Source organism: Trinickia fusca (assembly GCF_003628145.1).
Taxonomy (GTDB): Bacteria; Pseudomonadota; Gammaproteobacteria; order Burkholderiales; family Burkholderiaceae; genus Trinickia; species Trinickia fusca.
Genome location: NZ_RBZV01000001.1, coordinates 40682 through 54430 on the forward strand (window position 1 = coordinate 40682; position 13749 = coordinate 54430).

The following is a 13749-nucleotide window of genomic DNA, read 5'->3' on the forward strand; positions in this document are numbered from 1 at the left end:
ACGAAAAATGCCGAAATAGCAAAGTAGTTATTGTAACGTAACGGCCCAAGTCCGATGCGATTTACCCATCGGACGCCGTTAGATCGATTCGTGATTAGTTTATGGATCGCTGGCGGGGCCGGTGCGCCCGCAGGGGCATCGGGCGAGCGGGGCCGGTCTTCGGGTAACATGCGGCAACCCGCCGAGCCATGCGCGTCGCGTATGCCGTGCGGCCCGAACGTTCGCCCGGCTGGCCGACCTCATGATCATTACCTCGCTGCTCGACACCGATCTCTACAAGTTCACGATGATGCAGGTCGTGCTGCATCATTTTCCCGCGGCTCATGTGGAATACCGCTTCCGTTGCCGCACGCCGAATGTGAACCTTGCGCCGTACGTCGACGAGTTGCGCGATGAAGTCGGCAAGCTCTGCCGGCTGCGCTTTACCGACGACGAACTCGATTATCTGCGCCGCATGCGCTTCATCAAGAGCGATTTCGTCGACTTTCTGGCGCTGTTTCAGCTGAACGAGAAGTACATCTCGATCGACCCTTCGCCCAAGGGCAACGGCGAGATCGACATCGTCATCCAGGGGCCGTGGCTGCACACGATTCTGTTCGAGATTCCGGTGCTCGCGATCGTCAACGAGGTGTACTTCCGCAATACCCAGCGCGAGCCCGATTACGCGAGCGGCCATGAGCGCCTCAGCGGAAAGATCGAGCTGCTTGGCGCGCGACCCGAATTCGCCGACTGCAAGATTGCCGATTACGGCACGCGCCGGCGCTTCTCCAAGCGCTGGCACGAAGAGGTGATCCTCAGGTTGATGGACGGCATCGGCGAGCAGTTCGCCGGCACGAGCAACGTGTTCTACGCGAAAAAGCACGGCCTGACGCCGCTCGGCACGATGGCGCACGAGTATTTGCAGGCGTGTCAGGCGTTGGGGCCGCGGCTGCGCGATTCGCAGACCTACGGCTTCGAAGTCTGGGCCAAGGAGTACCGCGGCGACCTCGGCATTGCGTTGTCGGACGTCTACGGCATGAAGGCCTTCCTGCGCGACTTCGACATGTACTTCTGCAAGCTGTTCGACGGCGCGCGCCACGATTCGGGCGACCCGTTCGAGTGGGGTGAGCAACTGCTGCGCCATTACGAGGAGAACCGCTGCGATCCGCGCACGAAGGTGCTCGTGTTCTCCGATGCGCTCGATATCCCGAAGGTGCTGCAACTGTACGAGCGTTTTCGTGGCCGCTGCCGGCTCGCGTTCGGCGTCGGCACGAACCTGACCAACGATCTCGGCTACAGCCCGCTGCAGATCGTCATCAAGATGGTCCGCTGCAATGGCCAGCCCGTCGCGAAGCTGTCCGATTCGCCGGGCAAGAACATGTGCGACGACAAAGCGTATCTCGCCTACCTGCGTCAGGTATTCGGCATCGAGACGCCAGCCGGGGACACGGCCGGCTAGCTCGCCAGCGTGGCCTTGCGGACGGTGTATCCCAAAAAGGGCCGCCAGTATAATCGGCTCATTTGACCCGGTTCGCGAAGAGGAACGTAATGGATACATCGGCGGCGCGTCGCAACATCCTCGCACGTATCCGCGCGGCGAGCGGCCGTCCAGCCGAGCCCGAGGCGGCCGAGCGCGAAGCCGTCGCCGATTACCTCGCTCGCCACCCGGCGGGGCCGCGCCCGCCGATGCCCAGCGAGCCTGCGGCGCTCGTCGCACGCTTCATCGATGCAGCGGGCCGCATGGCGAGCACGGTCGAGGAGGTCGCCACGCTCGCCGATGCGCCGGCCGCGGCTGCGCGCTATCTGGCTGCGAACGGTCTGGCCGCGCGCGCGGTCGTGTGGTCCGAGCTCGAGGCGTTGCCGTGGGCGCAGGCGGGGCTGGCCGTCGACGCGCGCAAGCCGCAGGGCACTGACCTCGTCGGCATCACGGGGTGCTTCTGCGCGACGGCCGAAACGGGCTCGCTCGTGCTGCTGTCGGGCCCGCAGAGCGAGGTGTCGGCGGGCTTGCTGCCCGAGACGCACATCGCGATCGTCCGGGCCTCGCGCATCGTCTCCGGGCACGAAGAGGCGTACGCGCTGATGCGCGCCGAGCGCGGCGAGCTGCCGCGCGCGGTCAACTTCATTTCGGGGCCCTCGCGTACCGGCGATATCGAGCAGACGATCGTGCTCGGTGCGCACGGTCCGTACCGCGTGCATGTGATCGTCGTCACGAGCGCGTGAAGCGCGCGGGCGCGAGCATCGCGCCGCTGCGCATAAAACCCATCCAAGCAATAAGAGGTAGTGAATGATGAAACGACATGCCGCATCGGCGCGCATGACGGTGGTGGCGGCGCTCGCCTGCATGTTGTGGCCCGCGCTTGCTTGCGCCGCGTCGACCGGCATGCCCGACGGGGCTGGACTGTCCATGCTGTGGGCCGTGCCGTTTGCGGGCATTCTGCTGTCGATTGCGGTGTTTCCGCTCGTCGCCCCCGTGTTCTGGCATCACCATTTCAGCAAGATTGCGCTGGTGTGGACCATGGCGTTCATCGTGCCGTTCGCCCACGCGTTCGGTATGCACGCGGCGCTCGATGCGTTCGTGCATGCGCTCGTGGCGGAGTACGTCCCGTTCATCGTGTTGCTGAGCGCGCTGTTCACGATTGCGGGCGGCATTTGCGTGCGCGGTAACCTGCGCGGCACGCCGAACGTCAACGCGGCGATACTCGCGCTCGGCACCTTGCTCGCCAGCGTGATGGGGACGACCGGTGCGGCGATGCTGCTGATTCGTCCGCTGTTGCGCGCCAACGACAATCGCAAGCACGTCGTGCACGTCGTCGTGTTCTTCATCTTTCTCGTCGCGAATGCGGGCGGATCGCTGTCGCCGCTTGGGGACCCGCCATTGTTCCTCGGCTTCCTGAACGGCGTGAGCTTCTTCTGGACGACTGAGTATCTGGCCATGCCGATGCTGTTCATCTGCACGCTGTTGCTCGCGATCTTCTACGCGCTCGACACGTATTTCTTTCACTGTCGCGACGAAGCGCGTTCACCGTTTCTCGATCCCACACCCGATTCGCGCGGCATCGTGATCGAGGGCAAGGTCAACTTCGTCCTGCTCGGCCTCGTCATCGTGCTCGTGCTGATGAGCGGCATCTGGAAACCGAATGTGACGTTCGATGTCCTGGGTACGCCCGTGGCGCTGCAAAACGCCGTGCGCGATGGCGCGCTCGTCGGGCTCGCGCTCATCTCGCTGGCGGTGACGCCACGCACGGCGCGCACCGGCAACGCATTCACCTGGGCGCCGATCGAGGAGGTGGCGAAGCTGTTTGCCGGCATCTTCGTGACGATCGCACCGGTCATCATGATGCTGCGCGCGGGCTCGCATGGTGCGTTCGCGTCCGCGCTCGCGCTCGTGACCGATGCGCAAGGGCAGCCCATCGACGCGATGTATTTCTGGGCCACGGGTATTCTGTCGTCGTTCCTCGACAACGCGCCGACGTACCTCGTCTTTTTCAATCTGCTCGGCGGCGATGCGCCCACCTTGATGACGACCGGTGCGACGACGCTGGCGGCGATTTCGGCGGGGGCCGTCTTCATGGGCGCGAACAGCTACATCGGCAATGCGCCGAATTTCATGGTGAAGGCGATTGCGGAATCGCGCGGCGTGCGCATGCCGAGCTTTTTCGCCTACCTGGGGTGGGCGGCCGCGATCCTGCTGCCCGTGTTCCTGCTCACGACATGGCTGTTCTTTTGAGATTCGGAGGCACGCAAATGCAGAAAATTTTGGTGGCTCGGCCGATTTTCCCGGACGTCGTCGAGCGCCTCAAACAATATTTCGAGGTCGACTGGAACGACGGCCCTGCGCTCGACAGTGACGAGCTCGCTCGCCGGCTCGCCGACAAGGACGGTGCGATCACGGTGGGCGATCCGATCGGCGCCGCCACACTGGCACAGGCGCCGCGACTGCGTGTCGTCGCGAACATGGCGGTCGGCTACAACAATTTCGACATGCCCGCATTCAACGCGGCGGGCGTGCTTGCGACGAATACGCCCGATGTGCTCAACGAGGCGACGGCCGATTTCGGCTGGGCGCTGATGATGGCCTGCTCGCGGCGCATCGCGGAAAGCGAGCATTGGCTGCGCGCGGGCGAGTGGCGCGCGTGGCGCTATGACGGTTTTCTCGGTGGCGACGTTTACGGTGCGACGCTCGGCATCATCGGCATGGGCCGTATCGGCCAGGCCCTTGCACGGCGGGCGAGTGGCTTCGCGATGCGCGTCGTCTATCACAACCGCTCGCGCGTGGCGCCCGAGATCGAAGCCGCGTTGGGCGCCGAATACCTGTCGAAGGAAGACTTGTTGCGGCAGGCCGACCACGTCGTGCTCGTGCTGCCGTATAGCGCGCAAAGCCATCACACCATCGGCGCGCAAGAGCTGGCGCTGATGAAGCCGACCGCGACGCTCACGAACATCGCACGCGGCGGCATCGTTGACGATGCGGCGCTGTTCGAGGCATTGCGCGACAAACGCATCGCGGCCGCAGGCCTCGATGTGTTCGAAGGCGAGCCCAACGTTCATCCCGGTTTGCTGACGGTGCCCAACGTCGTGTTGACGCCGCACATCGCGAGTGCCACGGAATCGACGCGCCGCGCGATGGCCAATCTCGCGGCCGACAATCTCATCGCGGCGCTCGGCGTCGGGCCACGTGCGGGCCAGCCGCCCAATCCGATCAACCCTGAAGTACTAGGAAAAGCCCGTTCATGACCACGTTCGTCATCGTCGTATTGGCCGCTGCCGTCACCGCGCTCGCGGTGGCGTTGGTGTTTGCGTTGAGAGGCGCATCGCGCGCGCATGAGCAGGCGGCGTTGGTCGAGCTCGGCGAAAGCATCGAGACGGCTGGGCAGATGCAGGCACGCGCCTATGAGCGTCTCGAACGCGAGTTGCGTGCCGAGATCGCCGAGACGTCCCGTAGCTCGCGCGCCGAGCTCGGTGGCGGCTTCGCGCAATTTCAGCAAACGCTCGCGGCGCAGCTCACGAGCGTGGCGACGGTGCAGAATCAGCAAATCGACGGTTTTGCCGCTCGTCTGGCGCAGCTGATCGACATGAACGCGAAGCAGTTCGAGGCGATGCGCGAGAGCCTGCAACGCCAGGCGCATGACGCGCGCGACGAGCAGGGCGCGACGCTCAAGCGCTTCGGCGATACGCTCGCGCAGCAACTGGCGCAACTGGTCGAGGCCAACGACCGGCGGTTCGCCGAAGTGCGCGCCACGCTCGAGGCACGCCTGAAGGACATCGAGGCCACGAACGCGGTCAAGCTCGAGGAAATGCGGCGTACCGTCGACGAGAAGCTGCACGCGACGCTCGAGCAACGCCTCGGCGAATCGTTCAAGTTGGTCTCGGACCGGCTCGAGCAGGTGCATCGCGGGCTGGGCGAGATGCAGACGCTGGCGGCCGGCGTCGGCGATCTGAAGAAGGTGCTGACGAACGTGAAGACGCGCGGCACGTGGGGCGAGGTGCAGCTCGAGGCGTTGCTCGAGCAGATGCTGACCCCCGACCAATACGCGAAAAACGTGGCGACGGTGCCCAAGAGCAACGAGCGCGTCGAATTCGCGATCAAGCTGCCGGGCCGTCAGGACAGCCACGGGCAGGGGTCAGCTACGCCGGTGTGGCTGCCGATCGATGCGAAGTTTCCGCGCGAGGACTATGAGCGGCTCATCGATGCGCAGGAGCGGGCCGATCTGGCTGGCGTCGAGGAGGCGTCGCGCGCGCTCGAGACACGCGTGCGCAACGAGGCGCGCACGATCGCCGAGAAGTACGTGGCGCCGCCGCACACGACCGATTTCGCGCTGCTGTTCCTGCCGACCGAAGGGCTCTATGCCGAAGTGCTGCGCCGCCCCGGCTTGAGCGACCAGCTACAGCGCGACTATCGCGTGACGGTGGCCGGCCCGACCACGCTGACGGCGTTGCTGAACAGCTTGCAGATGGGTTTTCGGACGCTGGCGATCGAGAAGCGTTCGAGCGAGGTGTGGCAGGTGCTCGGCGCGGTGAAGACCGAATTCGGCAAATTCGGCGATGTGCTGGCGAAGACGAAGTCGCAGCTCGAGACGGTCACGCGCTCGATCGAAGCGGCCGAGCGCAGGACGCGCGTAATGAGTACCAAGCTGCGCCAGGTCGAGGCACTGCCGGGCGAGCAGACCGAGAGCCTGCTCGGCGACGCCTACGCGAATCTGCAGGAGCCCGAAGTGTGATGTTCGCCGCAGGTGCTCGAGCGGGAGGCGGGACGTAAGCCGTAGCCGTCAGGCACCGGCGGCGAGCTGCGCAAGGGCATCGTCGGTGATGCGCACGATGCGCCAATCGGGCATGACCGTCGCCCCCATCTTCGTATAGAAGTCGATGGCCGGCTGATTCCAGTCGAGCACGGACCATTCGAAGCGGCCGCAGCGCCGCTCGACTGCAATCGCGGCCACACGCCGCAGTAGCGCCGTGCCGATTCCGCTGCCGCGGAGCTGGGGCTGCACGTACAGGTCCTCGAGATAGAGACCGCGACGGCTCAGGAACGTCGAGAAGTTGTGGAAGAACAGCGCATAGCCGACGACACGACCATCATGCTCGGCAACGAGCGCTTCGATTGCAGGATGCGCGCCGAACAGCGCCTCATGCAGGCTGGCTTCGGTCGCGACGAACAGATGCGTGAGCTTTTCGAATTCGGCGAGCTCGCGCATCAGCGCCAGCATGGCGCCCATATCGTCGGGCGTGGCATGACGGATGACGTCGCGCATTACGCTTCTTCCGGCGCGTCCGACAGCACGATCTCGATACCGCCGAAGCGCGATGCGACCCAGTTGTACGCATGGCAGGCAATCCACAGCAGCACGAAGCCGAGGATCGCGTTCAGCAGGAGCGCGCTGAAAATCGTGCTGAGCTCGACCGAACCGTAGCGGATGAATGCAACGAGCACGCCCAACAACACGATCGGCACGCTGAACGTCAGATAGACGAGGATGAGCGCCTTGGCGGTCTGACCGGGTGCGATCGACGAGATTTGTTTTTTCATATTCATGTGCGTGAAGCCCCGTTGGGACGGTCTCCGGAAGTTCGTTGTTCAAATAAGCCCTTCGAAGGGCACGATGTCGACGCTCGAGCCTGCGGCGAGGTCGGCCTGGTCATGCTCGAGCACGATGAAGCAATTCGCCTCGCTCATCGCGCTCAGCACGGCCGAGCCTTGCGAACGCGTTGGCGCGACCTGCCACCTGCCGTCTGCTGCGCGGGTGGCGATGCCGCGTTGATACTCGGTGCGGCCCGCGCGCTTTTTGATCGGTTCGCTGCACGTGGCCGCGAATTGTAACGGGGCCGACGCGTGTGCGCCTGACATCATGAGCAGCGCTTCGCGCACGATTTGATAAAACGTCACCATGACGGCCACCGGATTACCCGGTAAGCCGAAAAACAGCGTGGCTCGTTTGCTGGTCGCGCCGCCTTGCGCCCCTATGCGCCCGAATGCGAGCGGGCGGCCCGGGCGCATCGCGAGCTGCCAGAAGGCGATGTCGCCGAGCGAGGCGAGCGTGCCGCGCGTGAAATCGGCTTCGCCGACCGATATGCCGCCCGAGGTCAGGACGACGTCGGCCGCTTGTGCCGCTTCGCGCAGCGCGGCATCGAGCGCAGCCGGCTCGTCGCGCACGATGCCGAGATCGAGCGGCTCGACGTTGAGCCGCGACAGCATCGCAAACAGCGTGTGGCGATTGCTGTCGTAGACGCAGCCCGCCTCGAGCGGCTCGCCGACCGAGCGCAATTCGTCGCCGGTCGAAAAGTACGCCACGCGTAGCCGTCGGCGCACCGCTACTTCGGCGATACCGAGCGAGGCCATGAGGCCGAGGTCCGACGCACGGACGATGCGTCCGAAGAACAGGGCGGGGCGGCCACGGGCCAGGTCTTCGCCGATACGGCGGCGATTGGCGCCGGTCGTGATGCGCCGTGCATCGAAAGCGATCCGCGCGCCGCTGCGCGTGACGAATTCCTGCGGGACCACCGTATCGCAGTCGGCTGGCATCGGCGCGCCTGTCATGATGCGCACGCACTGGCCGGCTGCCAACGTACCCGCGAACGGATGGCCGGCCAACGCTTCGCCGACGACTTCGAGCGAGAGCGAGAGGCTAGCGGCCCCGGCCGCATCGGCGGCATCGGGTATGCCTGCCGGTTGCGCGAGACACGCGCCCGCAAATGCGTAGCCATCCATCGCGGCATTGTCGTGGGCGGGCACGTCGATCGGCGAGACGATGTCTTGCGCGAGTACGCGACCGAGCGCGGCGCGCAGCGCGACACGTTCGATCGTCGTGACGGGCTCCACGAAGCGGCGCACGACCTCGCGTGCCGCGGTGACGGGCAAGGCGTTCGGGTCGTGCTCGGCGAGACAGCCGGAGATGTTGTCGGAGGTGGTCATCGATGATTGGGCGCCGCACGCGGGGTAGGGGGCGTGGCGTGCTTCGATCGAAAAGGCGTGCCGTGGCTCATGAGACGTGTGTGTGGGTCGGATGGACGACAACGCCTCACGTACGCTCGAGCTCGGCGAGCTCCTGCAAGGAGTTGGCATTGTAAAACGCGTGCTCGTCCTCAAACGGCACTTCGACGTGCATGTGGCGTGCGTACCACGTGCGGACTTTGCGTTCGCCGGCAGCCAGAAAGGCGGCGAGGTCGTCGGCGAGCGAGGTGCGCACGAGTGCGAACACCGGGTGCAGCGAGACGTGCCCTTGTGCGTCGGTCGTCGTCACGGTGGCGATGTCGGCCCGCGCGCCCTCGAGCGAAGCGGCGAGATGCCGAGCCAGATCGAGCGGCAGGTGTGGGGCGTCGCAAGGCGCGCACAGCACGAAGTCGGTCTGTGCGGCCCGCAGGCCCGCGAGCAGTCCGGCCAGTGGCCCGGCGTAATCGTTCGAGGCATCGCTGACGACACGCGCGTGAAACGGGGCGCCGAGCGCGGCATACACGTCGAGATTGCGGTTCGCGCTGATGACCAGCGCCTGGACTTGCGAGGCGAGGCGTCTGGCGACGTGCAGCGCGAGCGGCTCGCCGTGCAGCGGCTGCAAGCCTTTGTCGCGCCCGCCCATGCGTGTGCCGCGCCCCCCGGCGAGAATCAGTCCGGTCGGTCGTGCGGCGGAGCAGGGGTAAGCGGCCATCGGCAGCTTACCCGCCGATGTACGACATCTCGATGCGGGCGGCGCCGGCTTCGAGGGGGGAGGCACTGCCGCGCAGCAGCGAATAGCGATCTTCGCGCATTTGCCAGATGCGGGCGATGGCCGTGGCGATCTGTGCGTCGGTCGCGCCATTGCGCACGAGCGCACGCAAGTCGTAGCCCATGGAGGCGAACAGACACAGATACAGCTTGCCTTCGGTCGACAGGCGCGCGCGCGTGCAGGTGCCGCAGAAGGCGCGCGTCACGCTCGAGATCACGCCGATCTCGCCGCTGCCGTCGGCATAGCCCCAACGCTGCGCGGTTTCGGCCTCGCTGTGCGCTTCGAGCGGCACGAGCGGGAAGTGCTCAGCGATGCGTGCGACGACCTCGGCCGATGGCAGCACTTCGGTCATGTTCCAGCCGTTGGACGTGCCGACGTCCATGTATTCGATAAAGCGCAGCACGACACCGGTGCCTTTGAAATGGCGCGCCATCGGCACGATCTCGTCCTCGTTCGTGCCGCGCTTGACGACCATATTGATCTTCAGCGGCGCAAGGCCGACTGCCTGCGCGGCGGCGATCCCCTCGAGCACGCTGGCCGGCGCGAAGTCGGCGTCGTTCATGCGCTTGAACAGGGTGTCGTCGAGCGCATCGAGGCTCACCGTCACGCGCGACAGGCCCGCGTCCTTCAGTGATCGCGCCTTGCGAGCGAGCAGCGAGCCGTTCGTCGTCAGGGTGAGGTCGAGTGCTCGCCCATCGGGCGTCGTCAGCCGCGCCAAGCGCTCGATCAGGCGTTCGATATCCTTGCGCAACAGTGGCTCGCCGCCGGTCAAGCGGATCTTCTCGACGCCGTGCGCGACGAAGAGCCGCGCCAGCCGCTCGATTTCCTCGAACGTGAGCAGCGCGCTGTGCGGCAGGAACGGGTAGTCCTTGTCGAACACCGCGCGCGGCATGCAGTACACGCAGCGGAAATTGCAGCGATCGGTGACCGAGATGCGCAGATCGCGCAGCGGCCTTTCGAGTGCGTCGGCGAGCATCCCGAGCGGTGCGAGTTGCGTGCCGGCGATATCGGGTAGGGCTACCGCATGGATATCGGCGACCGGGATGATGCGTCGAGACATGATGAGGCAAAGAGACGGAGCAAAGACCATTCTAGCGGAACCGTCGGCGTTTGCCCTGCGTTGCGCCCTTGGTCGGGCGAATATCGTCAGACTTGACGGGGCGTGAGCACAAAAAAAAGCCCGCCTCGAAAGGCGGGCTTGCGCTCAACTGCGATCACAGCCGCGTTGTGTCAGTCACCCTTGTGGGTTTCGACCTGCTGCATCGGCGTCAGATCGACGGGTGCCAGCGGCTTGCGCTCGCGCGGCGCGCGTGCGGGCGGCACGGCTTGCGCGGCGACTTCCTGGGCGGCACGCAGCTTGTCGGCATCGGTGTTGACCCACACGAGACCGACCGATTCGAGCATCGGCTGCAGCTCGCCAGCCGACGGACCGTTCCGGCGTACGCTCGGCGCGGCCGCTACTGCGGCTGTCTCGACGACAACTGCGGCTTGCGGCGCGACGGGGGCAGCGGGCTCGGCCGCTTCGACGGCGACTGGCTGCGCAGCTTCAGCGGCGGCTTCGGCTTGCGGTGCCGTGCTGGCGGCGACGGGCTCGACAGTGCGCGCAGGTGCGACTTCCGCAGGTACGACTTCGACAGCGGCCGGGCTCGTCGCTGCCGGTGCCGGCTCGACGATTGCGGGCTGCGTCGGCGCGGCGGCCGGTTCGGTCGCTTCAGGCGCTGCTTGCTCGAACGCGCTGGGCGTCGCTTCCACATGACGCTCAGCTTCGACTGCGACCGGCGCTGCTGCCGGTTGCGCAGCGGGAGCAGGTGCCACGCTCACTTCGGGCAAGGCCGTTACCACAGGCGCTGCCGTCGGCACCGGTGTGACGACGACGTCTGCCGCGGCTTCAGCCGGCTTGTGCGCATAGGCTTGAACTGCTTCCGTCGGCGCTTGGACCGGCACTTCGGCCACGGTGCCCTCGGCTTCGGCAAGCTCAGCTGCATGCGTGACGTTCATGCCGTCTTCCTCGCGCTCGCGGCGACCGCCACGGCGGCCGCGACGGCGACGACGACGTTCCTCACCTTCACGCGCGATGGGTTCTTGCTCGGGCGCGTCCACACCTTCGTTCGTACCGGCCACTGCTGCTTGCGCGAGCTCCTCGGCAGCCGATGCTTCGGCGCGGGCTGCGGCGGCTTCGGCCGTTACTTCGGGCTGTTGCTTGCGGCGTTCTTGACGCTCGCCGCGCTCGCCGCGCTCGGCCCGTTCGCCACGTTCCTGGCGTTCGCCACGCTCGCCACGTTCACGGCGCTCTTGCCGATCCTGCCGCTCGCCACGCGGTGCGGCCTCGGCCGTCTCCACGCGCTCACCACGCTCGAGGCGCTCACCACGCTCGAGGCGCTCGCGGCTTTCGCGGGGCTCGCGTCCGCCGCGCGCTTCACGCGGCTCGCGCTGTTGTTCCTCGCGGCGTTGCGACGGTTGCTGCTGCTGACGGCCGCCGGCTGCTTCGCCGCGGGCGGCGCCTTCGCGGGCAGGCGTACCGCCACGGCGGTTGCGATTGCGATCGCCACCGCGTTCGCCGCCACGCTCGGCGCGCTCACCACGCGCCGGGCGCGCAGGCTGAGCCGGTTCGGGAGCCGGGGCGGGTGCCGCCGGTTGGCCGACGAACAGACGCTTGAGCCAGCCGATGAAGCCGCCCGACGCTGCCGTCACAGGGGCTGCGGCCGGAGCGGGCTGCGGCTTGGCCGGAGCGGTAGGCGCCGGCTTTTCGGGCGTGATGCCCTTCACGGCCGCTTCCTGCTTCGGCTTCACTTCCTCGGTGCGCTTGCTGTAGGCGGTTTCCGATTCGAGCTCGCGAGCGGCCTCCTCGGCCATCTTCCACGAGGCGCGCGGCTCGTCGAGACGTGCGTCATCGTGACGCAGGCGCTCGAGCTTGTAATGCGGCGTATCGAGGTGCTTATTCGGGATCAGGACGACATTGACCTTGAAGCGCGACTCGATCTTGTTGATTTCCTGGCGCTTTTCGTTGAGCAGGAAGGCCGTCACCTCGACGGGCACCTGGCAGTGGATCGCCGCGGTGTTCTCCTTCATGGCCTCTTCTTGAATGATCCGCAGCACTTGCAGGGCGGACGATTCGGTATCGCGGATGTGGCCGGTGCCATTGCAGCGCGGGCACGTGACGTGGCTGCCTTCGGACAGTGCCGGGCGCAGCCGCTGGCGCGACAGCTCCATGAGGCCGAAGCGCGAGATCTTGCCCATCTGCACGCGAGCGCGATCGTGCTTGAGCGCATCTTTCAGGCGCTGTTCGACTTCACGCTGGCTCTTGGCCGACTCCATGTCGATGAAGTCGATGACGATCAGGCCGCCGAGGTCGCGCAGACGCAGCTGGCGGGCAACTTCGTCGGCTGCTTCGAGGTTCGTGCGCGTGGCCGTTTCCTCGATGTCGGCGCCCTTGGTCGCGCGCGCGGAGTTCACGTCGATGGCGACGAGCGCTTCGGTGTGATCGATGACGATCGCGCCGCCCGAGGGCAGCGGCACCGTGCGCGAATACGCGGTCTCGATCTGATGCTCGATCTGGAAGCGCGAGAACAGCGGCACGTCGTCGTGGTAGCGCTTCACCTTGCCGACGTTGTCGGGCATGACGATATCCATGAAGGCGCGTGCCTGGTCATGGATTTCGGTCGTGTCGATGAGGATTTCGCCGATATCGGGCTGGAAGTAGTCGCGAATCGCGCGGATGACGAGGCTCGATTCGAGATAGATCAGCATCGGCTGGCCGGACTGGCCGCTTTGCGACGCGGCTTCGATGGCGCGCCACAGCTGCATCAGGTAGTTCAGGTCCCACTGCAGCTCTTCGGCGCTGCGGCCGATGCCGGCCGTGCGCGCGATGATGCTCATGCCGTCGGGCAGTTGCAGCTGCGACATCGTTTCACGCAGCTCCTGCCGATCGTCGCCCTCGATGCGGCGCGAGACGCCGCCGCCGCGCGGGTTGTTCGGCATCAGCACGAGGTAACGGCCGGCCAGCGAGATGAACGTCGTGAGCGCCGCGCCCTTGTTGCCGCGCTCTTCCTTCTCGACCTGAACGATCAGTTCCTGGCCTTCGCGCAGCGCGTCCTGAATGCGCGCGGAGCGCATGTCGACGCCTTCCTTGAAGTACTGGCGGGCGACTTCCTTGAACGGCAGGAAGCCGTGGCGGTCTTCGCCGTAGTTGACGAAGCAGGCTTCGAGCGACGGCTCGATGCGCGTGACGATGCCCTTGTAGATATTGCCTTTGCGCTGTTCGCGGCCGGCAGTTTCGATGTCGATGTCGATGAGCTTTTGCCCATCGACGATGGCAACGCGCAGTTCCTCCTGCTGCGTTGCATTGAACAGCATGCGTTTCATTGAACGGCTCCAGAGCGGCTTAGCCGCAGGCTCCGCACGGTTGTCAGCCGGGCAGGCGAGCTTGCTGCGCGCCGCGTCCTTATTGTGTTGTCACAAGCACGCTGGAGCGGGAACGATGGCGGGGAGAATTGCCTGAAGGGACTCGTTGTGGCCGTAAATGGGGCCGCGAGCCGCAGGGGCGCATGCGAACACGGCTTCAAAAATGACGGCGTCG

11 protein-coding genes are annotated in these 13749 nt (G+C 66.0%); 5 read left to right on the top strand and 6 right to left on the bottom strand.

The window, feature by feature from the left end; translation table 11 throughout:
- Window positions 1-241: 241 nt before the first annotated feature.
- The 5 genes from pncB (at window position 242) to D7S89_RS00240 (ending at window position 6197) form a co-directional block, all read left to right on the top strand.
- Complete coding sequence (pncB, locus tag D7S89_RS00220) at window positions 242-1438, top strand: nicotinate phosphoribosyltransferase (RefSeq protein WP_121274738.1); 1197 nt, start codon at window positions 242-244, stop codon at window positions 1436-1438.
- Between the two features lie 89 nt (window positions 1439-1527).
- Entirely contained in the window at window positions 1528-2199 is a 672-nt protein-coding gene (locus tag D7S89_RS00225) for a LutC/YkgG family protein (RefSeq protein WP_121274739.1), read from the top strand.
- Window positions 2200-2266: 67 nt separating this feature from the next.
- On the top strand, window positions 2267-3706 hold the full coding sequence (locus tag D7S89_RS00230; protein ID WP_121275915.1) for a sodium:proton antiporter: 1440 nt from the start codon (window positions 2267-2269) through the stop codon (window positions 3704-3706).
- Between the two features lie 17 nt (window positions 3707-3723).
- Entirely contained in the window at window positions 3724-4713 is a 990-nt protein-coding gene (locus tag D7S89_RS00235; RefSeq protein WP_121274740.1) for a 2-hydroxyacid dehydrogenase, read from the top strand.
- Entirely contained in the window at window positions 4710-6197 is a 1488-nt protein-coding gene (locus D7S89_RS00240; RefSeq protein ID WP_121274741.1) for a DNA recombination protein RmuC, read from the top strand. The genes D7S89_RS00235 and D7S89_RS00240 overlap by 4 nt, the downstream gene beginning before the upstream one ends.
- Before the next feature lie 48 nt (window positions 6198-6245).
- On the opposite strand, the gene D7S89_RS00245 is transcribed toward D7S89_RS00240, so the two are convergent.
- The 6 genes from D7S89_RS00245 to D7S89_RS00270 all read right to left on the bottom strand — a co-directional run bounded on the left by D7S89_RS00245 (window position 6246) and on the right by D7S89_RS00270 (window position 13535).
- Window positions 6246-6728, bottom strand: a complete 483-nt coding sequence (locus tag D7S89_RS00245) for a GNAT family N-acetyltransferase (RefSeq protein ID WP_245982564.1) — start codon at window positions 6726-6728, stop codon at window positions 6246-6248.
- Window positions 6728-7003, bottom strand: coding sequence for a hypothetical protein (locus D7S89_RS00250; protein ID WP_121275919.1), 276 nt, complete (start codon window positions 7001-7003; stop codon window positions 6728-6730). The genes D7S89_RS00245 and D7S89_RS00250 overlap by 1 nt, the downstream gene beginning before the upstream one ends.
- A 48-nt stretch (window positions 7004-7051) precedes the next feature.
- On the bottom strand, window positions 7052-8386 hold the full coding sequence (gene moeA / locus D7S89_RS00255; protein WP_121274742.1) for a molybdopterin molybdotransferase MoeA: 1335 nt from the start codon (window positions 8384-8386) through the stop codon (window positions 7052-7054).
- 106 nt (window positions 8387-8492) lie between these two features.
- Window positions 8493-9116 (bottom strand): molybdenum cofactor guanylyltransferase MobA, encoded by a 624-nt coding sequence (gene mobA / locus D7S89_RS00260; protein WP_121274743.1) that lies wholly within the window; start codon window positions 9114-9116, stop codon window positions 8493-8495.
- Window positions 9117-9123: 7 nt separating this feature from the next.
- Entirely contained in the window at window positions 9124-10233 is a 1110-nt protein-coding gene (moaA, locus tag D7S89_RS00265; RefSeq protein ID WP_121274744.1) for a GTP 3',8-cyclase MoaA, read from the bottom strand.
- A 170-nt stretch (window positions 10234-10403) separates the two neighbouring features.
- Window positions 10404-13535 (bottom strand): Rne/Rng family ribonuclease, encoded by a 3132-nt coding sequence (locus tag D7S89_RS00270; protein ID WP_121274745.1) that lies wholly within the window; start codon window positions 13533-13535, stop codon window positions 10404-10406.
- Window positions 13536-13749 lie beyond the last annotated feature (214 nt).